Genomic DNA, 23,193 nt, shown 5'->3' with positions numbered 1-23,193 from the left:
TCCGCCGGAGCGGGGACGCGTTCCTCCGGACGGGGCGGCGATGTTTCCCGACGTCGATTTCCTGGTCGAGGGCCTGGGCGTGTCCGGCATGTCCGAGGCCGGCTATGCCGAGGCGGTCGCCCGGCTGGAAACCGCCTGCGCTTCGCTCGCACGCCGTGGGGCCGAAGCCGTCCTGCTGTTCGGCACGTCGCTGAGTTTCTTCCGCGGTCCAGCCTTCAACGCCGAACTCGAGCACAGGATGACGCAGGCGAGCGGTCTCCCCTGCAGGACGCTGACCAGCGCCCTCGTCGATGCGCTGACGATCGTGTCGGCGCGCCGCCTCGCGGTCGCGACGGCCTATACGCACGACGTGAATGCGCTGTTCACGTCCTATTTCTCGGCCGAGGGCTTCTTCATCGATGCCATCGACGGGCTGGACATCGTCTCGCTCTCAGCTGCCGAACAGGCCGGTCCCGAACAAATCGCGGCCCTCGCGCGCCGGGTTCGGGACCAGGCCCCGCGCGCCGATGCGCTCGTGATTTCCTGCGCCGGGCTCTCCACTCACACCGTCAGTCCGGTGCTGGAAGCCGAATTCGACCTGCCGGTCCTGTCGAGCGCCATGGTCGGTGCCTGGGCCGCGCTTCGGCTGACCGGCCGGCCCGGCCACGCACCGGGTTTCGGCCGTCTCTACCAGACGGAATTTCCAAGGAAGGAACGGACATGAAAATCGGGATGATCGGTCTCGGCCACATGGGTGGCGCGATGGCGGTCCGGATGATCGGGAGCGGTCACGAGGTGGTCGGCTTCGACACCTCCGCGGACGCGATGCGACGGCTGGAGGCGGCCGGCGGCCAGATCGCGGCGCATCCCCGCGCCGTGGCCGATGACGCCGAACTCGTCCTCGCCTGCCTGCCCGGCAAGAAGGCGAGCTTCGATACCGCCTTCGGCGACGACGGCGTCGTTCACGGCGACCGGATCACGACCTATGTCGAGATGTCGACGCTCGGACGCGACGCCGTCACCCAGATCGGCGGATCGATGGCGGCCGCAGGTATCGGCTTCCTCGACGCGCCCGTGAGCGGCGGGCCGCGCGGGGCGGTGGAAGGCCTGCTCACGGCGATCGTCTCGGGCTCGGCGGAAAGCATCGAGGCTGCGCGGCCGGCTCTGGCGGCGGTCGCCTCCAACATCTTCGTCATCGGGCCGGAGCCGGGCATGGCGCAGGTCTGCAAGCTGGTGAACAACATCCTGTCCATCACCGCCATGGTCGCGACTTGCGAGGCGGTTTCGATGGGCGTCAAGGCCGGCCTCGACGCCCGCACGATGATCGATGTCATCAACGTGAGCACGGGGCGGAATTCCGCCACCATGGACAAGTTTCCGAAGTCGATCCTGCCGCGGAGCTTCAGCTATGGCGGGCCGCTGGCGATCGGTCTGAAGGACATCGACCTCTATCTTGAACTCGCACACGACATGCGCATGCCGGCCGCGATCGGCACCACCGTCTCAGGCGTGTTCAACCACATCGCCTCGAAACTGGGGGCGGAATCCGACTACTCCACCATGATCAAGGTGTTCGAAGAGTGGGGCGAGGTCGTCGTCGGCGACAGCCCTGACGCGCCGGGCGGCTGACATCGAAGCTTGCAAAAATATAACAAGTTAATTAGTTTTGGGTGGCCGACACAGGGAGGAGCTCGACCGACGCACCGTCCGTCAGTCCTGTCCGGCGAATGAGACCTCGGGAGGAATCCATGACTGAGTATCGGAAAGCATTCGCGCTGAGCCATTCCCTGCGGGCGTTTGCGCTCGCGGCGGCGGTCGCCGTTTCAGCACCGGCCATTGCCCAGGACACGCAGACCGTCACCATCGCCACGCCCGGTGCGGCGCTGCATTTCTACCCCTTCTACGTCGCCGAATCCGAGGGCCTCTTCGAAAAGGAGGGGATCAGGATCGACTGGGTCGACGTCGGAGCCGGTTCGCGCCAGATCGCCGCGGTCGCGGGCGGCAGCGCCGATTTCGCCGTCGTCGGCATGCAGCCGGCGATGACCGCGCGCCAGAACGGCGCCGATCTCGTCTCGGTGGCCAGTCTCTTCAACGGCTACGCCATCCAGCTCGTGCTTTCGAACGCCGCGATCGAGAAGACCGGGATCTCTCCCGAGATGCCCATCGACGAGAAGGTCGAGAAGCTTCAGGCGGTGTCCGTCGGCGTCACCGGGATCGGCAGCACCACCGACGTCCTCCTGCGCAGCTGGCTCAAGCAGCGGGGCAAGGATGTCGAGCAGCGGCTGACGATCCAGCCGCTGGGCAGCCCGCCGGCCATGTTCGCCGCATTCGAGCAGGGCGCCGTCGATGGCTTCATGCTGGGCTCGCCGTTCCCCCAGCAGGCCGAGGCCGCCGGGCTCGGCAAGATCGTCATCGACCCCCTGACCGAGAGCATTCCCGAACTCGAAGGCGTCCCCTACACGGCCATCATCACCCGTGGTGCGCTGACGAAGGAAAAGCCCGAACTCGTCCAGCGCATGGTCAATGCCCTGACCAAGGCGATGCTCGCCCAGGCAGCCGATCCGGACGGCGTCGGAGCCAGGCTCAAGAGCTACTTCCCCGACACGGATCAGGCCCTCTTCGACGGTTTCGAGCCGACCTTCCGCGGAAAATCCGCGACCACTCCGGTCACCTCCAGGGAAGGCTATCAGAAACTGCTCGACTGGGTGGCCATCGCCTCGCCCGAGCCGGTCACGGTCACCTATGACGAGTTCGTCGACGACAGTTTCGCGGAAAAGGCGGCGGCCGAACTCCTGAAGCAGTAGGTCGGACCGGTGACCGATTCGTCCAGGCTCTGGGTGCAGCGCGCCGTGCTCCTGGCCGTGATGCTCGCGTCATGGGAGGCATGCGCACGCCTGATATCGGACCGCTGGATCAGCAGTCCGGTGGCCATCGCAGAGAGGCTCGCACAGTGGATGGCGGGCGACCTCTGGTACCACATGATGATCACCGGCGCCGAGATCGGCGCAGGCCTGGCGATCGGCATCCCGCTCGGCGTTCTCACCGGAATGCTGTTGGGGCGCTCGCAGAGGATGGCGGCCGTCTTCCGGCCGTTCATCGTCCTGATGAACTCCCTGCCGATCGTGGCGCTGACTCCGCTGCTGATCATGTGGTTCGGTCTCGGCATGCAGCCCAAGATCGTGCTGGTGGCGTTCGTCTCCTTCCTGCTGATGTTCTTCAACTCGTTTTCCGGCGCGCGCGCCGTGGATGACGAACTGATGGACACGCTGGCCTTGATGGGCGCCGATGCCCGGGAACGTTTCGTCAAGGTCGTCGTGCCGTCCTGCCTGACCTGGACCATCGCCGGGCTGAAGAACGCCCTGCCCTATGCGCTCATCGCCGCGGTGATCGGCGAGATGATGCTGTCGCGCAACGGGCTCGGTCATCTCATCACCCGTTCCGCCCAGCAGTTCGACATGACCGGGATCTACACCGCGCTGTTCGTCCTGATGGTCGTGGGAGCAATGATCAACGAGGCGACGACCCTGGTCGAGAACCGGCTGCTCCGCTGGCGCCATCTGGAAACCCGAGGACGATGACCATGGCCCATCTGCAACTCGTCCGGTCCGAGCCCTCCACCGGCCCTTCGCCGGCCCGTCGGCGGAAGATCGGCCTCGACAAGGTCGCCGTCGATTTCACGACGCGCGGCAAGACGTTCCGCGCCGTCGAGAACGTCACGATCGAGGTGCCCGAAATGCAGTTCCTGGCCCTCGTGGGGCCGAGCGGCTGCGGCAAGTCCACCGTCCTCAACATGGTGGCCGGCCTGCTCGCGCCGAGCGAAGGCACCGTCACCTATGACGGCGCGCCGGTTCAGGCGGCCAACACCCGCGTCGGCTACATGACCCAGAAGGACACCTTGCTGCCCTGGCGCAGCGTGGCCGACAACATCGGCATCGCCTTCGAGCTGCGGTGCCGCAAGGCCAGTGCCGCTGAGCGCCGCGAGCGTGTCGCCGAGATGATCGACCTCGTCGGCCTGAAGGGCTTCGAACGCCACTTTCCCGCCGAGCTGTCCGGGGGGATGCGCAAGCGCGCTTCCCTTGCCCGCATGCTGATCTACGAACCGGAGACGCTGCTGCTCGACGAGCCGTTCGCCGCGCTCGACGCGCAGCTTCGCATCCTGATGCAGCAGGAACTGCTGCGTCTCGTCGAACGCCGGCAGATGACCGTCATCCTCGTCACCCACGACCTGGAAGAGGCGGTGCTGATGGCCGATCGCGTCATGGTCTTCACCTCCGGGCCCGGCCGGATCCGGACCGAGCGCGACATTCCCTTCGAGCGGCCGCGAAACGCCATGGAACTGCGCTTCCGGCCCGAGTTCAGCGCCATCCACGAAGAGCTGTGGAGCGAACTCAAGGACGAGTTCGCCGCCAGCGTGGAGAGGGAACGTCGTGCGCAATAGGCAAAGGCCCCTGAACCCGCGCGTGGTGCTCGTCCAGCAGCTCGCGTTTCTCATCCTGCTGATCGGCGCCTGGCAGTTCGTTTCTGGACGTCTGATCCCACCCTTCTACATCAGCAACCCGCTCGACATCGCCAGCGTGATCTGGAAGTGGCTGGCCGACGGATCGATCTGGGTCCACATCCGATCCACCATCGTGACGCTTTTCATGGGCTATCTGGTCGGCGCCGTCCTGGGCATCGGCCTGGGACTGGCGCTCGGCCTGTCGCCGAAGACGGAGCGGATCGTCGCGCCGTTCATCGCCGCGCTCTATGGCCTGCCGAAAGTGGCGCTGCTGCCTCTGTTCGTCATCTTCTTCGGCATCGGTCTCGTCTCGAAGGTGGCGCTGGTCGCATCCGTGGTGATCTTCCTCCTCTTCTACGCGACGCTCGCCGGCGTGCGCGACATCGATCGCGACATGATCGACGGGCTGCGGCTGATGGGCGCCAGTGGCGCGGAAATCACGCGCAAGGTGCGCATGCCCGCGATCCTGCCCTGGCTCTACACCGGCCTGCGCACATCGCTCGGCTACGCGCTCACGACGACCGTCGTGTCGGAGGCCCTGTCCTCGAACCGGGGGCTCGGCTTCCTGATCGAGTATTCGGCCTCGCAATTTCATTCGGCGGGCGTGTTCGCGGCGGTCGTCGTGCTGCTCGTGCTTTCGAGCGTCATCATGGTTCCGCTCGGCATGTTGGAACGGCGGTCGAAGCCGACCCGGCTTTCGCGGTAGCGTCTGCCGGAATCGTTCGGTAACCGCGCCGCGGCGGCTGGACCCGCCGGACGATTTCTATTAACATATTAAATAATATCCGTCGTCTCGTCGCATGTCGCCGCGTGCGTCGGACGGACCTGGATCCGCAGGGAGACGAGACTTGCCAGAGGCCTACATCTTCGATTCCGTGCGCACGCCGCGCGGCAGGGGACGCCCGTCCGGCGCATTGCATACGCTGTCGCCGATCGATCTCGGGGCGACGGTGCTGTTGGCCCTCGACGAGCGGACCCGGTTCTCCCGCTTCGAGCCCGAAGACGTCATCTTCGGCTGCGGCGACGGCGTCAACGACCAGGGCGCCAACATCGCCCGCTCGTCGGTGCTCCACGCAGGCCTGCCGGACGGCATTCCGGGCTGCACGATCAGCCGCTTCTGTGCCTCCGGTCTCGATGCCGTCAACGCGGCCGCAGCGCGGATCATGGCGGGCCAGGCCGACCTGCTGGTGGCGGGCGGCGTCGAGATGATGTCGATCATCCCGATCGCCGGGACGGGCGGCCCGAACGGCACCGACGCGATCTTCAATGACGAAGCCCATTTCACGCCGCTCGGCGAAGCGGCCGACCTGCTCGCCACCCTGTGCGGCCACACGCGTTCGGACGTCGACACCTTCGCGGCCATGTCCCAGGAACGGGCCGCCGCGGCCTGGAGCGAGCGCCGCTTCGACCGGTCCGTCGTTCCGGTCCACGACGGAAACGGCGTCCTCATGCTGGACCGCGACGAACACATGCGGCCCGGCACGACGGTGGACGACCTCGCGAAACTGCCGGCCGCCTTCAAGGCCATGGGCGAGAAAGGCGGTTTCGATGCCGTCGTCCGCCAGCGCTATCCGCAAGTGGCGAAGGTCGCGCACGTCCACACCGCCGGCAATTCGTCGGGCATCGTCGACGGTGCGGCGGCCATGCTGATCGGCACCGCGGAGGCTGGCCGGCGCATGGGGCTCGAGCCGCGCGCCGTCATCCGCTCCTTTGCCAATGCCGCGATGGACCCGTGCCTGATGCTCGCGGCCCCGGCTGACGCGACACGACGCTGCCTCGCACGCGCCGGGCGGACGCTTCAGGACATCGATCTCTACGAGGTGAACGAGGCCTTCGCCTCGGTCGTCCTCCACTTCATGGAGAGGACGGGCGTGGGCTCCGACCGCATCAACGTGAACGGAGGCGCCATCGCCATGGGCCATCCGATCGGTGCGACGGGTGTCATGCTGCTTGGCACGCTGCTCGACGAGCTCGAACGGACCGGCCGCGAAAGCGGGGTCGTGACGCTCTGTGTCGGCATGGGCATGGGCGTCGCCACCTGTATCGAGCGCGTGGGAGGCGGATCGTGATCAGCCGCACCGACCTTGGGGACGGGATCGTCCTCCTGACGATCGAAACGTCCGGCCCCGTCAACACGCTGACGAAAGCCTTCAACCAGGCCTTTCTCCAGATGGTCGAAGAGATCGTTGCCGACGACGCGGTGACGGGCATCGTCATGACCTCGGCCAAGGATGGCTTTGCGGCCGGCGGCGATCTCGACGAATTGCGTGCCGCCCGCGTGCCTGCCGACATCGTGGCGATCGTCTCGCCCTTCCTCGCGGCCATCCGCAAGCTGGAGACCTGTGGCCGGCCGGTCGTCGCAGCCCTCAACGGCACCGCGCTTGGTGGCGGCTATGAACTCGCGCTCGGCTGCCATCGCCGCATCGCCGCGGATCGTCCGGACGCGCTTTTCGGCCTGCCCGAAGCGGGGCTTGGGCTGATGCCCGGCGCCGGCGGGACGCAGCGCCTGCCCCGCCTCGTCGGCCTGCAGGCGGCGGCCGATCTCATCCTGCCCGGCCGCACGCTCGCCACGGCCGCCGCGCTGAAGGCTGGTCTGATCGACGCCGTGGTCCCGGCCACCGAGCTTCTCGATGCCTGCAAGGGCTGGATCGCCGCCAATCCGGCAGCGACTCAGCCCTGGGACCGCAAGGGCTGGACGCTGCCGGGTCTCGATCCGAACACGCCCAGGGGCCGCAACTTCTTCACCGGCGCCTGGGCGCGGATCCGCTCGAAGTCGGCCGCGACGAACCAAGCCGCCATGGCGATCCTTCATGTCCTGCATCACGGCCTGGAGCGATCGCTCGACGCCGGCATCGCGGTCGAGACGCGCCAGTTCGCCCGTCTTGCCGTTTCCGAGGGCGCTCGCAACCGCATGCGCGTGCTGCACTACGGCACCCGGGCCGCGCGGCCATCGGTACGGCCGGACGGTTCGCTTCGCAGGATCGCCGTGGTCGGCGGCGGCCAGATGGGCACCGGCATCGCCTATACAGCGGCCCTCGCCGGCCTGTCCGTGGCCCTCGTGGAAGCGTCGCGGGACAAGGCGGACGAGGCGCGCGACCGGATCGGCAAGCTGGCGGAGCGCCAGGTCGAACGCGGTCGCCTTTCGAGCGACGACGCGACGTCCCTTCTCGGCCGGATCCAGACCTCCGAAAGCTACGCCGTCGCCGCCGATGCCGACATGGCGATCGAAGCGGTCTTCGAGCGCCTCGACGTCAAGCAGGACGTCCTGCACAAGCTGGACGCGGCGATGCGTCCGGGCACGACGATCGCCAGCAACACCTCGACCATCCCGATCGGCTCGCTGTCGACTGCCCTCCGTGACCCGACGCGGATGGTCGGCATGCATTTCTTCGCGCCCGTCGAGGCAATGAAGCTGCTCGAGATCGTGCGGGCCGATGCCACGTTGGAAAGAGCCCTGCGCGACGCCCAGATGATGGCGTCGGCAATGCGTAAGACGATACTTACCGTTAACGATGGGCTCGGGTTCTACACCAGCCGCGTCGTGTCCAGCCTGTCCAGCGAGGGCATGACCCTCATCGCCGAAGGTGTCCCGCCGCAGGTGATCGACAATCTGATGACGACCGCCGGCTTTGCCATCGGCGCGGCGACGCTGGCCGACCTGACGAAGATTCCCCTGCTCGGGGACATCCTCAGATCCATGAGCGGACCCGGCTCGCCGAAATCGATGGAGGGGTCGAAGGCGGTCGAGGCGCTGGCGAAGCTCGCGGCCGCCGGCCGCGTCGGTCGACCGACGGGTCAGGGTCTGTTCGACTATGCGGAGGACGGCGCCGCGCCCTGGCCCGGGCTGACCGCGCTGTTTCCTGCAACCTCGATCGTCCCGCACGAGGACGTCCGCGCGCGCCTCTTGGTGACGCAGTCGCTCGAAGCCGTGCGTGCGCTGGAGGACGGCGTCCTGAACGATCCGCTCTCGGGCGACGTCGCCGCCGTGCTCGGCTGGGGCTATCCGGTCCATCTCGGCGGCCCATTCGCCTATGTCGACGGGATGGGTGCCGCGCGTATCGTGGATCAGGCGCGCGAACTGGCGCGGGACTACGGGTCGCGCTTCGATCCGCCGGCGCTGCTGGTGGCGATGGCGCGGGACGGCACGCGCTTCCACGCGCTGTGACGATTGCCGAAACAACGAGGAGACACGCCATGAAAGCTGCACTGGTCGAACCGATGGGCATCGACAATCTGCGCGTCGTCGACATCGACGAGCCGGAACCCGGCCCGGGCGAGGTGCTCGTCGCCATCCGCGCGGCGTCGCTCAACTATCGCGACATCCTCGCGGTCAGGGGCGGCTATGGCCGCATGCAGAAGCAGGGCAGGCTCATTCCGCTCTCGGACGCCGCCGGCGAGGTCGTGGCCGTCGGTTCGAAGGTCCGCGCCTGGAAGGTGGGCGACCGCGTGCTGAACTGCTTCTTTCCGCGCTGGCAGGCCGGCCCGCTCAGGCTGGAGTGCGTCACCGAGGATCTCGGCGGCATGTTCGACGGCGTGGCGGTGGAGAAGCGCGTCTTCCGCGAGGATGCGCTGGTGCGCATGCCGGCTTCGCTGTCCTTCGCGGAAGCCGCCACGCTGCCTTGCGCCGCCGCCACGGCGTGGAACGGATTGATCGAACGCGGCGGCATCAGGCCCGGCCAGCGCGTGCTCACTCAGGGAACGGGCGGCGTGTCGCTGTTTGCCCTGCAGTTCGCCAAGCTCGCCGGGGCGGAGGTCTACGCCACGTCGTCCAGCCCCGAAAAACTGGAGCTCCTCAAGCGCCTGGGCGCCGACCATGTGGTGAACCACCGCGAGGATGCCGAGTGGGGAAAGACCATCATGGGCCTGACCCGCGGCGCGGGGATCGATCACGTCGTCGACATCGGTGGCGCCGAAACCCTCAAGCAGTCCATGCGGGCGCTCAAGCCGGCCGGCACCATCACCCTGATAGGGGTCGTCACCGGCCCCAAGGCGGAACTCAACGTGCCGATCGTCGCCATGCAGGCGCTGCGGCTGGAAGGCGCCAATGCGGGCAGCCGGCTGATGCTCCAGCAGATGGTCGACGCGATCGCCGCCAACGGCCTGAAGCCGGTCATCGACGCGCAGAGGTTCGGCCTCTGCGACCTGGCGGACGGGTTGCGGTACCTCGAAGCCGGTCGTCATGTCGGCAAGGTCTGCATCGAGATCGGCTGAGAGGATGTGGAAGCATGCCCGTTTTCGCGCAGCTTGAGCCGATAGGTTCGAGGATTTCAGGGGGCATTCTTCTGCATACCCGATTGATTCACACGCTCTGAGCGGCGCCGATGAACCCCGATCTCGTTCTCGTCCGGCGTTTCGTCGCAGACGGCAGTGCCGCGGTTCCCGTCGACAGCAGCGCGTTGGCGGTGGCTCTGGGTGCGCGCCTCGAAGCGTGGAACCCCGAGCGTCGCGAACTGGTCATGTCCTACGAGCCGGATGCGACCTTCCGGCAGGGCGCGGGCGTGCTGCAGGGTGGCGCCGTGGCGTCCATGCTCGACTTCGCGATGGCCTTCGCCGGATTCACGCAGCTGCCGGACGACGCAATCCTGTCGACGCTGAGCATGAACGTCGTCTTCCAGAAGGCAGCGACGGGCGCACGGTACACCGTGCGCGGCCGCGTCGAGAAGCCGGGGCGACGGGTGATGTTCGCCGCGGCCGAAATCACCGACGGCGAAGCCGTCATCGCCACGGCAACGTCGACGCTGCTGGTTCTGCCGCGGGCATAGACGTCACGGTTATTTTTGGGGGAGAGCGATCATGACGAAACAACTCGACGGACAGGTGGTCCTCGTGACCGGCGCGGGCCGGGGCATCGGCGCTGCCATCTCGCTGCTTCTGGCCGAACGCGGCGCGGCGATCGGTGTGCTCGACATCGACCGCGGGCTCGTTGACCGGACGGCCGCGACGATCGCCGCGGTCGGCGGTCGCGCGCTGGCCCTGCCTTGCGACGTCGCCAGCCGGGACTCCGTCCTCGCCGCCGCCGCGCGTCTGCGTGCAGAGCACGGCGCGCTGACCAGCGCGGTCGCCAATGCCATGTGGATCAACTACGCGCCGCTGGGGAAGGTGACGGAAGAGGTTCTCGACCGGATGCTCGCGGTGGGCATCAAAGGTGCGTTCTGGGCCGCGCAGGCTCTTCTCGAGCACCGCGAGGATCGCCCGGGCACGATCGTCAACATCACCTCCCCGGTCGCCGATCTCGGTCTGCCGAACACGTCCTGCTATACGGCCACGAAAGGCGCCCTCGTGGCGCTGACGCGGCAGCAGGCGGTCGAACTCGGACCGCTCGGCATCCGGGTGAACGGTGTCACGCCGGGCGCGGTGCCGACCCCCGGCGCCCGCGCCATGGTGGACGAGGCCGGCTATGAAAAGCGACGCCAGCAATCTCCCCTCGGCCGCCTCGGCACCGAAGAGGACGTCGCCCGTGCGGTGGCCTTCCTGATCGGACCCGAGGCGAACTTCGTCACCGGCGAGATCCTCCATGTCGACGGCGGCGTCACCGTCAAGGCCATCTGAGCGATCGGCTTGCGCGGGTTCGCTGGCTGTGACGGCCGAAGACGACCAACCGCGGAGGGCGGGAGCGGACCGCCGGATACCGGCGCCCCTAGACCCGGCAGGCCTCCTGTCCCGAGGATCGCCCTTGTCCGAACGCTCTATGACATCTGGTCGAGCAGTTCTTCGAGGATGGCTAGTCGCGCCATCGGATCGGCCGCCGTCCGCCTGCAGAGAAGCCGTCCTTCGCTCCAGGAGAGATCGGGGTCGTTCTGGATCAGCTCGGCGAGCGACTGATCGGGCTCCCTGTCCGGATGGAAGCGGAGGGTGATTGCCTGCGGACCCGCCGCCAGCCGGCTGACGCCCAGGGCCGCCGCCGTGGTTCGGATGGACGCGATCGCCAGGAGATGACGGACGCGATCGGGCGGCGGGCCGAACCGGTCCGCGATCTCGGCGCCGAGGCGGGCCACGTCGCCGGCCTCGCGGGCGTGCGCGATGCGGTGGTAGAGGGTCAGGCGAAGCTCGGGCTCGGGAACATAGTCCGCCGGGATGAACGGCGAAAGCTCGAGTTGCAGCGCGGTTCGCTGCTCCTGCGGCTGCTCTCCTCGTCTTTCTCTCACGGCACGTGCGAGGAAGTCCTGAAAGAGCGGCAGCCCGACCAGCTTCACATGTCCTGCCTGCCGGTCTCCGGAGAGATCGCCCGCACCCCGCTGATCGAGATCCCGCAGCGCGATCGCCATCCCCGCGCCCAGCCGGTCGTAAGCCTGGAGCGTCCCCAGCCGCCGCATGACGGCCTCGGAGAGTTCCTGGTCCGGCTCGGTCGTCAGATAGCAGTGCGCCTGGACATGCGCCCGGCCCACCCGGCCGCGCAGCTGGTGCAGCTCCGCCATCCCGAACAGATCCGCCCGGTGAATGATCATCGTGTTCGCGCGGGGCACGTCGAGGCCGCTCTCGATGATGCTGGTCGCAAGGAGCACGTCTCCGCGGCCAGCGGCGAAATCCACCATGGTTTCGTCCACCGTTCTCGCAGGAAGCTCGCCATGCGCGATCCGGACGTCGAGATCGGGCGCAAGCCTTTGCAGTTCCCCCACGATCGGCCCGATGTCCTGGATGCGCGGAACCACGAAGAAGCTCTGACCGCCGCGTCTTTTCTCCCGGTGCAGGGCGTCGCAGACCGTCACCGGATCGTAAGCCGACGACAGCGTGCGGACCGGCCGGCGCCGCGAAGGAGGCGTGCGGATCGGGCTGATTTCCTGCAGGCCCGCGAGTGCTCCCTGCAGCGACCGCGGTATCGGCGTGGCGGTCAGGGAAAGGCGATGGATTCCCGCTGCGAGTGCGCCAAGCTTCTTCTTGTGCGCGGCGCCGAAGCGCTGCTCCTCGTCCACCACCAGGAGGCCCAGCTCGGCGAATGCTATTCCCTTGCCCACCAGGGCATGCGTGCCGACGACGATGCGGATGCCTCCGTCGGCGAGGCCGGCCTTCACCGCATCGGTTTCCTTCTTGGAGACGAGACGCGACAGATGACCCACGCGCAGACCGAACGGCGCGAAGCGGCGGCTGAGCGTCTCGAAATGCTGCCGCGCGAGCACGGTCGTCGGAACCGCGAAGGCGACCTGCCTCCCGCTGAAGGCGGTCGCTGCGGCCGCGCGCAGGGCGACTTCCGTCTTGCCGAAGCCGACGTCACCGAGCACGAGGCGATCCATGGGCCGGCCCGAGGAGAGATCCTCGAGGACGGCCCGGATGGCACGGGACTGGTCCGGCGTCTCGGCGAAGGGAAAGCGTGCGACGAAGCGCTCGTAGTCGCGCGGCGGAGGCACGCATCTCGGCGCCTCCTGCGCCAGTCGCGTCGTCCGGCTGACCACGATCTTCTCCGCCGTCTCCTCGAGAGCGGACTTCAGCCGCGCCCTGCGCTTCGTCCAGGCGTCGGCATGGAGCCTGTCCAGGCTGACCGATGCTTCGTCCGATCCGTAGCGCCAGATCCGGTCGGCTTCGTCCACCGGAACCATCAGCTTGGCGCCATCCGCATATTCGAGGCGGATCGCCTCGCCGTCCTCGTCCGCCGCCGCGATCGGCTCCAGCCCCTGGAGGATCGCCATGCCGTGATCGAGATGAACCACGAGGTCACCCGGATGCAGTTCCAGGAGTTCGCTCTCCCACAAGGCCCCGGAGCCTGCCGCAACCGGGCCGGTACCGGCCCGGCTTCCGAACACGTCGTGGCTCGTGACCACCGCGATCCCGTGCTCGCGGTCGAGGAAACCCTGCCGCAGCTCCGCGTGCATGGTGGCGACCGATCCTGCGTGGCCCTGGAGCACCTCGTTCCACGCCAGGGCCGGAGAAGGTTGCCGGCCAACCGACCGGGCTGCCCAGCGCGCAAGCCGCGACAGGTCGTCCTCGTCCGGGGCGACCAGCAGGACCCTGTCGTTCTCCAGAGCCTGGCGGCGCAGGAACGCCGCAAAGGACGCAGCCGGGAGGGCTTCCAACGCGAATTCCGGGGCGGGTCGGAAACGGCTGTCGCTCTGGAGAAGCTCGGCCCGGGCGATCATCCGCTCCTTCCATTCGTTCTCCCCGACATAGAGCCGTTCGGGCGGCGGCGGCGCCGCAGCCATCTTCCTGCGGTCTTCGTATGCCTCCCGGATCTGCGTGCTCATTGCCTCGCGCCGATCCTCCGCGCCGGGTTCCGACGTGATGGTCGCATCCCCGATGTAGTCGAAGAGCGAGGAGAGACCCTCCGTCTCGGCATGATCCAGGCCGGTTCCTGCGTCGCTTCCGTCGCACTCACGCAGCTCCGATGACGGCACGAGGCGGAGGCTCTCCGCCCCGCCGTTCGTGCGCTGCGTGACGGGATCGTAGGGTCTGATCGACGTGATCCGGCCGTCCCGGATCTCGACTCGACAGGGGGTCAGCCTGCCGGCCGGGAAGATGTCGACGACCCCTCCCCGGAACGCCACCTCGCCGGGTTCATCCACCCGCTCGTCCTCGACATAGCCGCCGGATCGGCAGAAGGCGCGCAGATGGTCGAGATCGATATCCTCCCCGCGACGCAGATCCACGCTCGTGACGGACCGTGGCGGAGGAACCCGCTGCAACAGTGCATCCGGCGTGGTCACCACGATGAAGCGGCGCAACCCGCCGCTCGACAAGCGGTCGAGGACCGCCATGCGCTGTCCCGTCACCTCGGGCGAGGGAAGCGCGCGGTCGTAGGGCAGACAGTCCCAGGATGGCAGGACCGCCACGTCGTGGTCAGACGAGAGAGCGGCCAGGAACCGCGCGATGCCGCGTGCCCGCCCCTCGCTCGCGGCGACGTGAATCAGCGAACCTCCACCTTCCCGTGCTCGTTCGAGGAGCAGGATGGCGGTCGCTCCCACCAAGGGACGTTCTGGCATGCTCACCTCGCGATTCGCCGGCAAGGAGAGCCCAGGCGACAGCCCGGCCGCGGCGGCCGAGGCAGAAGAACCACCAGCCTCCCTTCCGGTTCCGGCATCGGGCCCGGCATCGCTCGCACTGGAGGATGCGGGCCGGTGTCGGCCGACACTCGACGGATGGGCCGGAGGATCGCTTAATGCGGAAACGATGGTGCAGGAGATCGCGACATGAACGACCGGGTGAGGGCGGAGCGGCTGGTGGCGGAGCTCGGCGCGGCGATGGGGCTGGGGGAACTCACCCTCGACGCGGCCACCGACAGCACGGTGCTCGTCTTCGACGGCGAGCTGATCGTCAATCTGGAATACGACGCCGCCGCCGGCCGGCTGGTGTTCTCGTCCTATCTCGGGGAACTGCCTGCCGCCGGGGCGGAAGCCGCGCTGCGCGAGCTGATGGCGGCGAACCTGTTCTGGCACCGCACCCGCGGCGCCACGCTCTGCCTGGAGGAAGGCACGGGCGGGATCATCCTGCTCTATGCCCATCCGGTCGCCGATCTCGACGCGCGTCGCATCGAGGCCGTGCTGGAGAACGTGGTCAACCAGGCCGAGCGCTGGGGCGGCCGGCTCGCCGCCATGGCGGCGGAGGGCGCCGCTCCGGACGCATCGGTGCCGCTCGCCGACGCCGACACGATCACCATCCGTCTCTGACCATCATTCCAGGGAATCACGGCCATGGCCATCGGAGACTATACGACGATCGCGCAGCAGCCGCTGCAGAACAGTGTGCTGGGGCAGACGGAAAAGGGGCGGATCGTGCTGCGCGAGCCGCTCGAGGCGCCATCCGGCTGGACGAAGTTCAAGGCCGCGCTGTCGAACGTTCCGCTGCTCGGCCGGATCGGTTCACTGCAGGATGCGCGGCGGACGGTCGCCGAATACCCGATCAAGCTCGAGAACTACCGGATCAGCAACCGCCAGATCCTGTCGGGCTTCGTCCGCGATCTCCAGACCCGGTTCGGCGAGCACGTCGCCGACATGGCGATGCGCGATCTGCGCCCGCTGGAGGGCGCCCCGCTCAGCCAGCGCACCGTCGCCACGATCCTTGGCAATGCCGAGCGGACGGAGAAACATTTCAAGGCGCAGACGAACATCGCCGTGACCCGCTTCCTCGAAAGCCCGCTCGCGGGCGGCCAGCGGCTGCCGAACGAGACCGACATGAACGGCGTCTATCTCGACATGGGCTTCGAACTGGGGCGCGATGGCGGCGGCTGGAGCGAGGCGCTCGGTCCCGGCGCCTCCAAGCTCGTCGCATCTCTGGTGCGGCTCGCGATCAGCGAGAACGCGGACTACGGCAAGGGAACGATCGACAACCGGACGATCGAATTCGCCGCACGCGACGCACTGCGCTTTCTCGCCGAACTAAAGGAAGACCTCGCCACCGTTACCGGCATGACCGACGAGACGATGGACGACATCCTGTCGCGCGTCGGCGAACGCGGCTCGGAGGACGAGGTCAAGGCGTATGCCCGAGAGTTGGTGATCGTCGACCGGCTGGAGCGGCATCTCGACAGGAGAAACCCGGAATCCATGCTCGGGAAGATCGTCTCGGACCTCGTCAAGATGCACGACCTACCCGCGCCGAGCCAGGCCGTCCTGAAATCGATCACGGGCAGCATGATCGAATCGCTCGTCTCGGTGATCCACGCGATGCCTCACGAGTTCGGTTGCGATCCCGATCTCGGCTCGGTCTGCGAGGCGCTGGACAAACGGCTTTCGCTCTACGTCAACGCCGCCGTCGAGGAGCACATGAAGGCGCTCGAAGGGCTTAGCCGGCCCAGCGATGTCATCACTAGGGATCAAGCCGAGGTCCTGATTCACGTGGCCGAGACCCGGCGCATCGATGGAGTCCAGGTCGGGGAGTACCGAACGGTCGGCGATCTGATCGCCTCCACACTTCAGAAAGTCTCGGACTTCACGATGAGCGGCTCACCGCAGGCGGTGCTCGACAGCTTCCGCACCGTGCTGAAATCCGTAGAGGACGGCATCGAGAGGATGAGGTTCCATGGCGGCGAGACCATGCAGGAAGCGGGCAGCCTGCTGGGCGGGGAGATGGTGAACCAACTCATGTTGGAGTTTTCACGCTTCGCCGCAGCGGGCCTGACACCGGAGGAAGCGAGCGATCTGCTGACGCGGCTGACGGGCGACGAGGCGAAGGGGCTGATCGCTGGCATGTCGAGGTCAAGCGACATGGTCGTCGGCGGAGCGATGCCGACGATCTTCACGCTGATGGTGCAGGCGGTGGCCGAGCGATCCGGTCAGGATCCCGAAACCGCACTACGGACGTCGAACGACCTCGGCTCCGGCGGCGGAAGGGGCCTGTCGGACCTGCGCGGCGATCTCGCCATCGCGATCCTGAACTCCGCACCCGAGAAGATCGACGACCGCGGCGTCCTTTCCGGCTCGCCGAACGGCAGGTTGGTCCAGAAGGACTTCCGCGCCGACAGCCTGAAGGACAAGGTGGGAGGCATCGTTCTCGACTCCGTCACCACGCTCAAGGTGAAGGAGGGGAGTTGGCTGCCGGATCAGACCCTCGCCGATCTCAACCGCGCGGACTATCGGGTGAACGGCTTGGTGATCGAAGGCAATACGCCGGAGACGCGCCTGCAGAGCTTTACCGAGGCCTTCGCGATGACCGACCCGAATATGTCGAGGGCCATCGGGCGCTGCATGAACCAGGAAGCCCTGAACACGCTCGTCGGCACCGGCAACAGCACCGCCTTCGGCGAGGGCAACATGATGGTCGGCGGGGTGAACGCAAAGACGATGCACGAGGCGGTCCGCCAGGAGGACGGAAGCTGGCTGGTCCGGAGCACGCTGCTGCAGACCCCGGCGGCCCTCGGCCTGCTGAGCGGCGAAACCCGCATGATCAAGAGCGACGGGCTGTCGCTCTACTCGATCACCTTCCGGATCACGCCGGACGAAATGGGCGGCGAGCCCGTGACGACGGTCGAGAAGACAGACGTCATCTTCGCCTTCTGAGAGTCAGTCCGGGAACCCGGGGACGGAGTGCTTGCGAGGGATGTCTCGCCATGCGGCCGGAGCCGAACGCCGCCGGTGCTGGAAGCATCGGTCACGAACCGACGGTGAAAAAACCCGCCGAACCGACCGGCTGGGTTTCCAGAGATTTACTGACGTCGTGTGAGGGCACCGGGCAAATCCGACGCCGGAACCCGCTCGCCTAAGGTCCCGGAACCGGCCACAGGCTTCGAAATCGAACGGAGACAGGGTGTCGGGAAATGGTGGCGGACAGAGAGGGATTCGAACCCTCGATACGGTTTCCCGTATACACGCGTTCCAGGCGTGCGCCTTCAACCACTCGGCCACCTGTCCATGCGGTCCCCGCCGCAGCACGACGGGGACGCGCGGCTCATCTAGTCGATATCGGCGGCCCTGCCAAGCCGTCTTTCATGTTTCCGTCACGGATCGACCGCAGACGGCGAGACCTGCCGTCATCGATCAGCGGTGGCGGAAGTTGGGGCTGCGCTTTTCCACGAAGGCGGTCATGCCCTCGGTCTGGTCGTCGAAGGCGAAGAGCGAGTGGAACATGCGGCGCTCGTAGAGCAGGCCTTCGGCAAGCGTGGTCTCGTAGGAGCGGTTGACGGCGTCCTTGACCATCATGACGGCGGGCAGCGAGAAGGAGGCGATCTTGGCCGCAGCCTTCAGCGTCTCCTCCATCAGGTCGGCGACCGGCACGACGCGCGAGACGAGGCCGCAGCGCTCGGCCTCGGCCGCGTCCATCATGCGCCCGGTCAGGCACATGTCCATGGCCTTCGACTTGCCCACGAAGCGGGTCAGGCGCTGCGAGCCGCCCATGCCGGGCATGACGCCGAGCGTGATCTCGGGCTGGCCGAACTTGGCGTTGTCGGCCGCGATGATGAAGTCGCACATCATGGCCAGTTCGCAGCCGCCGCCGAGCGCATAGCCGGCGACCGCGGCGATGATGGGCTTGCGCACGCGGGTCATCTCTTCCCAGCCGCCGAAGAAATCGCTCATGAAGGCGTCGATGTAGTCCATCGACTGCATCTGCTTGATGTCGGCGCCCGCCGCGAAGGCCTTTTCCGAACCGGTGACGACGATCGCGCCGATGCCGGCATCCTGCTGGAAGACCTTCAGCGCGGCGACCATCTCGGCCATCACCGTCGTGTTCAGCGCGTTGAGCGCCTTCGGGCGGTTGAGCGTGATCAGCCCGACGCGCGAGCGGTTTTCGACGATGATCGTTTCGTAGGCCATGGACGTCCTCCGGAGCTGTGTCCGCTCCGGATTAGCTAACGCTGGCAGGCGGGGCAATAGAAAGTGGAGCGGCCGGACTGCACCATGCGGTGCACGACCCCTTTGCAGCCCGGCGTGCGGCAGGTTTCCCCCTCGCGGTCGTACACGGCGAAGGTGTGCTGGAAATAGCCGAGCGAGCCGTCGGCCTGGACATAGTCGCGCAGCGACGAGCCACCGGCCGCGATCGCGTCGGCGATGACGTCGCGGATCGCCGTGGCGAGAGTTTCTGCCGATTTCGTCGGCCGGCCCGTCGAAGTGGCGAGCGTGCCCGCGGCGCGGCGCGGCGACAGGCCGGCGCGCCACAGCGCCTCGCAGACATAGATGTTGCCGAGCCCCGCGATCAGCCGCTGGTCGAGCAGCGCGGCCTTGAGCGGTGTTCGCTTGTCCCGAAACAGGTCGGCCAGCAGGTCGCCGGAGAGTTCGTTGCCCGTCGGCTCGAAGCCGAGGCCCGCCAGCGCGGGATGCTCGGCCAGCGCACCCGGCTCGGCGAACAGCATGAAGCCGAAGCGGCGCGGATCGTTGAAGACGGCGCGGCTCGTCTCGCCGGTCGGGCTCTCGAGGTGGAAGACGGCGTGGTCGTGGGCGGCGAGCTTGGAACGCTCGTGGTGGAAGACCCCCGGCGTGGCCGTCTCCGAGCCGCGTTCGATGCGCCACGAGCCCGACATGCCGAGATGGCTGATCAGCGCCAGCCCGTCGTCGAGATGCGCGACGAGGTATTTCGCGCGGCGGGACAGGGCCTCGATCCGCCGGCCGGTCAGCCGCGCCGCGAAATCGGCGGGGAAAGGAAAGCGCAGGTCCGGCCGGCGCTGGTCGACCGAGACGATGCGCGCCCCTTCCATGGTGCCGGACAGGCCGCGGCGGACGGTCTCGACCTCGGGAAGCTCAGGCATGGTCGATGCGATCCGCCAGGAAGGAGCGGCCATGCGGGCCGGGCGGCAGGCCCAGATGCGCGGCCACCGCCTCGCCGATATCCGCGAAGGTTTCCCGGATGCCGGCCGAGCCTGCGGCCATGCCGGGTCCCGTCGCCAGAACGGGCACGCGCTCGCGGGTGTGTTCGGTGCCGCGCCAGGTGGGGTCGCAGCCATGGTCGGCGGTCAGGACGAGGAGATCGCCGGGCCGAAGCCGTTCCAGAACTTCCGGCAGGCGCCGGTCGAACGCCTCGAGCGCCGCGGCGTAGCCGGCGACGTCGCGGCGATGGCCGAAACTGGAATCGAAGTCGACGAAATTGGCGAAGACCAGGTCCCCGTCGCGGGCATCGGCCATGGCACCCAGCGCGGCGTCGAACATCGCCATGTTGTCGGGGGCCTTGCGCACCTCGCTCACGCCCTGATGGGCGAAGATGTCGCCGATCTTGCCCACCGCGATGACCTTGCGGCCCGCCGCGAGGGTGCGGTCGAGCAGCGTCGGCTCGGCCGGCGGCACCGCGTAGTCCCGGCGGTTGGCGGTGCGCACGAAGTCTTCCGCGTTGTCGCCGACGAAGGGGCGCGCGATCACCCGGCCGATGTTGAGCGGATCGACGAGGCGGCGCACCACCGCGCAGAGCGCATAGAGCCGCTCCAGCCCGAAATGCGTCTCGTGGGCGGCGATCTGGAAGACCGAGTCGGCCGAGGTGTAGCAGATCGGCTTTCCGGTCCGGACATGCTCTTCGCCGAGCCTCGCGATGATCTCCGTTCCCGAGGCGTGGCAGTCGCCCAGGATGCCCGGCAGGCCGGCTTCCCGGACGATCGCCTCCGTCAGGTCCGGCGGAAAGGCCGGCACCGTGTCTGGAAAATATCCCCAGTCGAAAGGAACCGGTACGCCGGCGATCTCCCAATGTCCCGAGGGCGTGTCCTTGCCGCTCGAAACCTCCTGCGCCGCCGCATGGACGCCGGCCGGCTTCGGGCGTTCCATGCCGGCCGGCCACGTGCCGGTGGCGAGCAGGGCCGCCTCGCCGAGCCCGAGCGCCATCATGTTCGGCAGCTTCAGCGGCCCGGACCGGAGGCCGTCGCGATCGGCCGCGCCGGCGGCGGCGGCGGCGGCGATATGGCCGAACGTGTCGGAGCCCTCGTCGTCGAACCGCGCCGCATCCGGCGCTCCGCCGATGCCGAAGGAATCAAGGACGAAGAGGAAGGCGCGCGCCATGCGAGGGTCCGGACTGCGAGAGGCAATGCGCAGAGATAGGAAGGTTGCGCCGCGTTGGCAATTCGGAAACCAAACCGCAAGATTGCAGCGGCATGATGGGACGGTGATCCGAGGAGTGACGATCATGTTCACGAAGACGGCCGGCCTGGCTTCCGGAGCCGCCCTGGCAGTGCTCCTGTATGCGCAGTCCGGCGCGGCCCAGACCGTCGCGGACCCGTCCGTCCTGAGGATAGGCATGGTCGCGCAGACACCTGCCGGAAACATGATCGACGGCGCCGTCCTGATCGAAAAGGCGTTCTCGGACGCGACGGGGCTGCCGGCGCAGGTCTTCGTGGCCCGCGACTATGCCGCGCTGATCGACGCCCAGTCGCGGGGCCGCATCGACTACGGCGTCTATACGGCCGCCGCCTATGCGCTGGCGCGGCGCGTCTGCGGCTGCCTGGAGGCGATCGCGGCGCCGATCGGTGCCGACGGTTCGACGGGCATCCGCGCCGTCCTGATCCGACGCAGGGACGAGGCCGGCGCCGTCGTGGCCGTCCCGCCCGACGCCACCGGATGGCTGGCGTCCGCCCGCCAGCCGGCGGGAGCGCCCGGCCCTTACGCCGAGGCCGCAAGCGCTTCGGACGCAGAGGACATGTTGGTGTCCGGCAAGGCCGGCGGCATGATCGGCTGGGTCCCGTTCCAGCCCGGCGCCGCGCCGGACGGAGGTACTCTCTCCCGGCTCGTGGCGGCCGGGCTCTCCCGGGAGGACCTTCTGGTGGAGTGGCAGTCCGAGCCGCTCCGCTACGGTCCCCATGCCGTCCGTGCCGACATGCCGGCCGCGACGAGAGCGGCGCTCGTCCGTTTCCTGACCGGCCTACACGATGCGCAGCCGGACGTGCTCCAGCATCTCGAGCCTCTGCGCCAGGGCGGTTTCGTCCGCGTCTCCGATGCCGACTACGCCGTCGCGGCGGCGATGGTCGACGCCCTCGCGGAGCCTGAGCCCCGCTGACTCGGGCTCAGCAGTCGTTGCAGGTCACCTTCTGGCTCATGCGCGGCCGCAGGAAGTAGCGGTCGCTCATGTCGAGCTTGTCGAAGGACGAGACCAGGCCGAGGTCCTTGACGTCGCCGGCGCTCCAGACCACGACCGGCGTGTATTCGAGCGAAGCTTCCGCGCGGATGAGGAAGGAACCCGGTATCATCAGCTTTTCGGGCACGGAATTGACGGCCGAACCCACCGTGAGATAGGCGCTCGCCGTGCCGTCCACGAGCTTCCGCGACCAGGCGACCTTGGCCTTCGGCGTATCCTCGTTGCTGATTTCGATGGCGGTGACGTAGACCGAAGGCTTGCTGCGGTTGTAGGGCTGGATCACGGCCTCTCCGATCCGCATGATCGCATCCAGATCCGACTTGTTGAGCGATTGCTGCTGGGTGACGAGGTCACCGACGATGATCGCGATACGCCCCGTCTTCTTGCTGATTTCCAGGCCCTGCGAGACCTCCATCGTCATGAAATAGGTGACCAGGAGGACCGGGGCGACGAAGGCGAACTCGATCGCGGCGACCCCGCCGCGGTCCCGGCCGAGCCTGGCAAGCTGTGCGCGGATTCGGCACAGGATCCCCTTCGGCCGTGCGGGCTGCGCGTCCTCCCGGGCCATACCGGCGTTCCTGCTCGTCGCGGATCTGCTCTCAGTCATCGAACGGCTCGTTCTGCCAGGTGACCGTGGCGAACTGCAGCGTATAGCCGTCGCCGATGTTCGACATCGACTTGCGCATCACGTCCGTCATCACCGGCCAGCGGTAGAAGATGCGCAGCGTGTTCTTGCTGAGAGACGGCCCGGGATCCACCGTGAAATCGCTCGTGTCGATGTCGCCGCCGTCCGTGTACTTGATCCGGAGCTGGGCCGCCTCCTCGAACGTGTCGAACTGGCGCAGGTCGACCTCCAGGCCGGGACAGCCGGAGGCCACGATGATCTTGAGTTCAGCACAGATGAGGGTCTTCAGCTTGGCTTCATCGACGTCGGCAGGCTTCAGCTGGCCGGTGCGGAACTGCCTGGCGATGTTGTCGGCCGCATTGACGAGCACCTGCTGACCGGCAAACGAGACGCTGCTCTCGAGGATCGCGAACACCAGCATCGAGAACGGCAGCGCGAGCGCGACGAACTCGATCGCCAGGGCCCCGTTCTCGTCGCGGGCAAAACGAACGAGGCGCCGCTGGCAGCCTGCCGAGCCGGACCTTGTCCTGCGAAACGAAATCCACCTGTTCATGACCCGATCCTGCTGTCCCTGTGCAGTCGGTCGTCACATTAGCGGAGGGCGGTTGACTTCCCGTTCCTCGGAAAGATCGACTTGCACCGGCCCCGTCAAGGATTCCTTCACCGCGGCGGCCGCGGATCGTCCACGTCC

20 protein-coding genes and 1 tRNA gene are annotated in these 23,193 nt (G+C 67.6%); 14 read left to right on the top strand and 7 right to left on the bottom strand.

Annotated features, from left to right (window positions below; all coding sequences use genetic code 11):
• Window positions 1–40 precede the first annotated feature (40 nt).
• The 11 genes from IAI54_RS21005 (at window position 41) to IAI54_RS20955 (ending at window position 11,026) form a co-directional block, all read left to right on the top strand.
• Window positions 41–703, top strand: coding sequence for an aspartate racemase/maleate isomerase family protein (locus IAI54_RS21005; RefSeq protein ID WP_187969041.1), 663 nt, complete (start codon window positions 41–43; stop codon window positions 701–703).
• Window positions 700–1,608: an NAD(P)-dependent oxidoreductase gene (locus IAI54_RS21000; RefSeq protein ID WP_187969040.1), complete on the top strand. Its 909-nt coding sequence runs from the start codon at window positions 700–702 to the stop codon at window positions 1,606–1,608. The genes IAI54_RS21005 and IAI54_RS21000 overlap by 4 nt, the downstream gene beginning before the upstream one ends.
• A gap of 119 nt (window positions 1,609–1,727) precedes the next feature.
• Entirely contained in the window at window positions 1,728–2,783 is a 1,056-nt protein-coding gene (locus IAI54_RS20995) for an ABC transporter substrate-binding protein (RefSeq protein ID WP_187969039.1), read from the top strand.
• Window positions 2,784–2,792: 9 nt separating this feature from the next.
• Window positions 2,793–3,557, top strand: coding sequence for an ABC transporter permease (locus IAI54_RS20990; RefSeq protein ID WP_187969038.1), 765 nt, complete (start codon window positions 2,793–2,795; stop codon window positions 3,555–3,557).
• Window positions 3,554–4,417: an ABC transporter ATP-binding protein gene (locus IAI54_RS20985; protein ID WP_235679126.1), complete on the top strand. Its 864-nt coding sequence runs from the start codon at window positions 3,554–3,556 to the stop codon at window positions 4,415–4,417. Before IAI54_RS20990 ends, IAI54_RS20985 begins: the two co-directional genes overlap by 4 nt.
• Complete coding sequence (locus tag IAI54_RS20980) at window positions 4,407–5,183, top strand: ABC transporter permease (RefSeq protein ID WP_187969036.1); 777 nt, start codon at window positions 4,407–4,409, stop codon at window positions 5,181–5,183. The genes IAI54_RS20985 and IAI54_RS20980 overlap by 11 nt, the downstream gene beginning before the upstream one ends.
• Before the next feature lie 142 nt (window positions 5,184–5,325).
• Window positions 5,326–6,546 carry an acetyl-CoA C-acetyltransferase gene (locus IAI54_RS20975; protein ID WP_210321158.1) on the top strand — a complete coding sequence of 407 codons (1,221 nt, stop codon included), beginning with the start codon at window positions 5,326–5,328 and terminating at the stop codon, window positions 6,544–6,546.
• Window positions 6,543–8,642 carry an FAD-dependent oxidoreductase gene (locus IAI54_RS20970; RefSeq protein ID WP_187969034.1) on the top strand — a complete coding sequence of 700 codons (2,100 nt, stop codon included), beginning with the start codon at window positions 6,543–6,545 and terminating at the stop codon, window positions 8,640–8,642. Before IAI54_RS20975 ends, IAI54_RS20970 begins: the two co-directional genes overlap by 4 nt.
• A 29-nt stretch (window positions 8,643–8,671) precedes the next feature.
• Window positions 8,672–9,688, top strand: coding sequence for a zinc-dependent alcohol dehydrogenase family protein (locus tag IAI54_RS20965; protein WP_187969033.1), 1,017 nt, complete (start codon window positions 8,672–8,674; stop codon window positions 9,686–9,688).
• A 110-nt stretch (window positions 9,689–9,798) separates the two neighbouring features.
• Complete coding sequence (locus IAI54_RS20960) at window positions 9,799–10,239, top strand: PaaI family thioesterase (RefSeq protein WP_187969032.1); 441 nt, start codon at window positions 9,799–9,801, stop codon at window positions 10,237–10,239.
• 31 nt (window positions 10,240–10,270) lie between these two features.
• The gene (locus IAI54_RS20955; protein WP_187969031.1) at window positions 10,271–11,026 is read left to right on the top strand and encodes an SDR family NAD(P)-dependent oxidoreductase; all 756 of its coding nucleotides are present in this window, start codon (window positions 10,271–10,273) and stop codon (window positions 11,024–11,026) included.
• A gap of 137 nt (window positions 11,027–11,163) precedes the next feature.
• Here IAI54_RS20955 and IAI54_RS20950 read toward each other — a convergent pair whose 3' ends face one another.
• Window positions 11,164–14,160, bottom strand: coding sequence for a TRCF domain-containing protein (locus tag IAI54_RS20950; RefSeq protein ID WP_235679430.1), 2,997 nt, complete (start codon window positions 14,158–14,160; stop codon window positions 11,164–11,166).
• Between the two features lie 432 nt (window positions 14,161–14,592).
• Here IAI54_RS20950 and IAI54_RS20945 point away from each other — a divergent pair, with 432 nt between their 5' ends.
• Entirely contained in the window at window positions 14,593–15,069 is a 477-nt protein-coding gene (locus tag IAI54_RS20945; RefSeq protein WP_187969029.1) for a CesT family type III secretion system chaperone, read from the top strand.
• 24 nt (window positions 15,070–15,093) lie between these two features.
• On the top strand, window positions 15,094–17,397 hold the full coding sequence (locus IAI54_RS20940; protein ID WP_187969028.1) for a type III secretion system effector BopA family protein: 2,304 nt from the start codon (window positions 15,094–15,096) through the stop codon (window positions 17,395–17,397).
• A gap of 261 nt (window positions 17,398–17,658) precedes the next feature.
• Here the strand turns inward: IAI54_RS20940 and IAI54_RS20935 are convergent.
• The 4 genes from IAI54_RS20935 to IAI54_RS20920 form a co-directional block, all read right to left on the bottom strand.
• A tRNA-Ser gene (locus IAI54_RS20935) sits at window positions 17,659–17,748 on the bottom strand.
• Between the two features lie 126 nt (window positions 17,749–17,874).
• Window positions 17,875–18,648, bottom strand: coding sequence for an enoyl-CoA hydratase (locus IAI54_RS20930; RefSeq protein ID WP_187969027.1), 774 nt, complete (start codon window positions 18,646–18,648; stop codon window positions 17,875–17,877).
• Window positions 18,649–18,683: 35 nt separating this feature from the next.
• Window positions 18,684–19,577, bottom strand: a complete 894-nt coding sequence (gene mutM, locus IAI54_RS20925) for a bifunctional DNA-formamidopyrimidine glycosylase/DNA-(apurinic or apyrimidinic site) lyase (protein ID WP_187969026.1) — start codon at window positions 19,575–19,577, stop codon at window positions 18,684–18,686.
• Window positions 19,570–20,808: a phosphopentomutase gene (locus tag IAI54_RS20920; RefSeq protein ID WP_187969025.1), complete on the bottom strand. Its 1,239-nt coding sequence runs from the start codon at window positions 20,806–20,808 to the stop codon at window positions 19,570–19,572. The genes mutM and IAI54_RS20920 overlap by 8 nt, the downstream gene beginning before the upstream one ends.
• 124 nt (window positions 20,809–20,932) lie before the next feature.
• Between IAI54_RS20920 and IAI54_RS20915 the strand changes: the two genes are divergently transcribed.
• A complete protein-coding gene (locus tag IAI54_RS20915; RefSeq protein ID WP_187969024.1) occupies window positions 20,933–21,799 on the top strand; it encodes a phosphate/phosphite/phosphonate ABC transporter substrate-binding protein in 867 nt (288 codons plus the stop codon).
• Between the two features lie 7 nt (window positions 21,800–21,806).
• Here the strand turns inward: IAI54_RS20915 and IAI54_RS20910 are convergent, their stop codons facing one another.
• Window positions 21,807–22,484, bottom strand: a complete 678-nt coding sequence (locus tag IAI54_RS20910) for a TadE/TadG family type IV pilus assembly protein (RefSeq protein WP_235679125.1) — start codon at window positions 22,482–22,484, stop codon at window positions 21,807–21,809.
• Entirely contained in the window at window positions 22,477–23,055 is a 579-nt protein-coding gene (locus IAI54_RS20905) for a TadE/TadG family type IV pilus assembly protein (RefSeq protein WP_235679124.1), read from the bottom strand. The genes IAI54_RS20910 and IAI54_RS20905 overlap by 8 nt, the downstream gene beginning before the upstream one ends.
• Between the last annotated feature and the right edge of the window lie 138 nt (window positions 23,056–23,193).

The sequence above is a fragment of the Aquibium microcysteis genome (assembly GCF_014495845.1).
Taxonomy (GTDB): Bacteria; Pseudomonadota; Alphaproteobacteria; order Rhizobiales; family Rhizobiaceae; genus Aquibium; species Aquibium microcysteis.
The sequence above is the reverse complement of the archived record's forward strand: the minus strand, read 5'-3'. Positions and strand labels throughout refer to the sequence as shown.

Excerpts from the sequence above, each read along its gene's own strand:
- IAI54_RS20930 (WP_187969027.1), bottom strand. The coding sequence starts at position 18,648 with ATGGCCTACGAAACGATCATCGTCGAAAACCGCTCGCGCGTCGGGCTG.
- IAI54_RS20940 (WP_187969028.1), top strand. The coding sequence starts at position 15,094 with ATGGCCATCGGAGACTATACGACGATCGCGCAGCAGCCGCTGCAGAAC.
- IAI54_RS20995 (WP_187969039.1), top strand. The coding sequence starts at position 1,728 with ATGACTGAGTATCGGAAAGCATTCGCGCTGAGCCATTCCCTGCGGGCG.
- IAI54_RS20910 (WP_235679125.1), bottom strand. The coding sequence starts at position 22,484 with ATGACTGAGAGCAGATCCGCGACGAGCAGGAACGCCGGTATGGCCCGG.
- IAI54_RS21000 (WP_187969040.1), top strand. The coding sequence starts at position 700 with ATGAAAATCGGGATGATCGGTCTCGGCCACATGGGTGGCGCGATGGCG.
- IAI54_RS20960 (WP_187969032.1), top strand. The coding sequence starts at position 9,799 with ATGAACCCCGATCTCGTTCTCGTCCGGCGTTTCGTCGCAGACGGCAGT.
- IAI54_RS20950 (WP_235679430.1), bottom strand. The coding sequence starts at position 14,160 with ATGGCGGTCCTCGACCGCTTGTCGAGCGGCGGGTTGCGCCGCTTCATC.
- IAI54_RS20955 (WP_187969031.1), top strand. The coding sequence starts at position 10,271 with ATGACGAAACAACTCGACGGACAGGTGGTCCTCGTGACCGGCGCGGGC.
- IAI54_RS20920 (WP_187969025.1), bottom strand. The coding sequence starts at position 20,808 with ATGGCGCGCGCCTTCCTCTTCGTCCTTGATTCCTTCGGCATCGGCGGA.
- IAI54_RS20905 (WP_235679124.1), bottom strand. The coding sequence starts at position 23,055 with ATGAACAGGTGGATTTCGTTTCGCAGGACAAGGTCCGGCTCGGCAGGC.
- IAI54_RS20915 (WP_187969024.1), top strand. The coding sequence starts at position 20,933 with ATGTTCACGAAGACGGCCGGCCTGGCTTCCGGAGCCGCCCTGGCAGTG.
- IAI54_RS20985 (WP_235679126.1), top strand. The coding sequence starts at position 3,554 with ATGACCATGGCCCATCTGCAACTCGTCCGGTCCGAGCCCTCCACCGGC.
- mutM (WP_187969026.1), bottom strand. The coding sequence starts at position 19,577 with ATGCCTGAGCTTCCCGAGGTCGAGACCGTCCGCCGCGGCCTGTCCGGC.
- IAI54_RS20965 (WP_187969033.1), top strand. The coding sequence starts at position 8,672 with ATGAAAGCTGCACTGGTCGAACCGATGGGCATCGACAATCTGCGCGTC.
- IAI54_RS20945 (WP_187969029.1), top strand. The coding sequence starts at position 14,593 with ATGAACGACCGGGTGAGGGCGGAGCGGCTGGTGGCGGAGCTCGGCGCG.
- IAI54_RS21005 (WP_187969041.1), top strand. The coding sequence starts at position 41 with ATGTTTCCCGACGTCGATTTCCTGGTCGAGGGCCTGGGCGTGTCCGGC.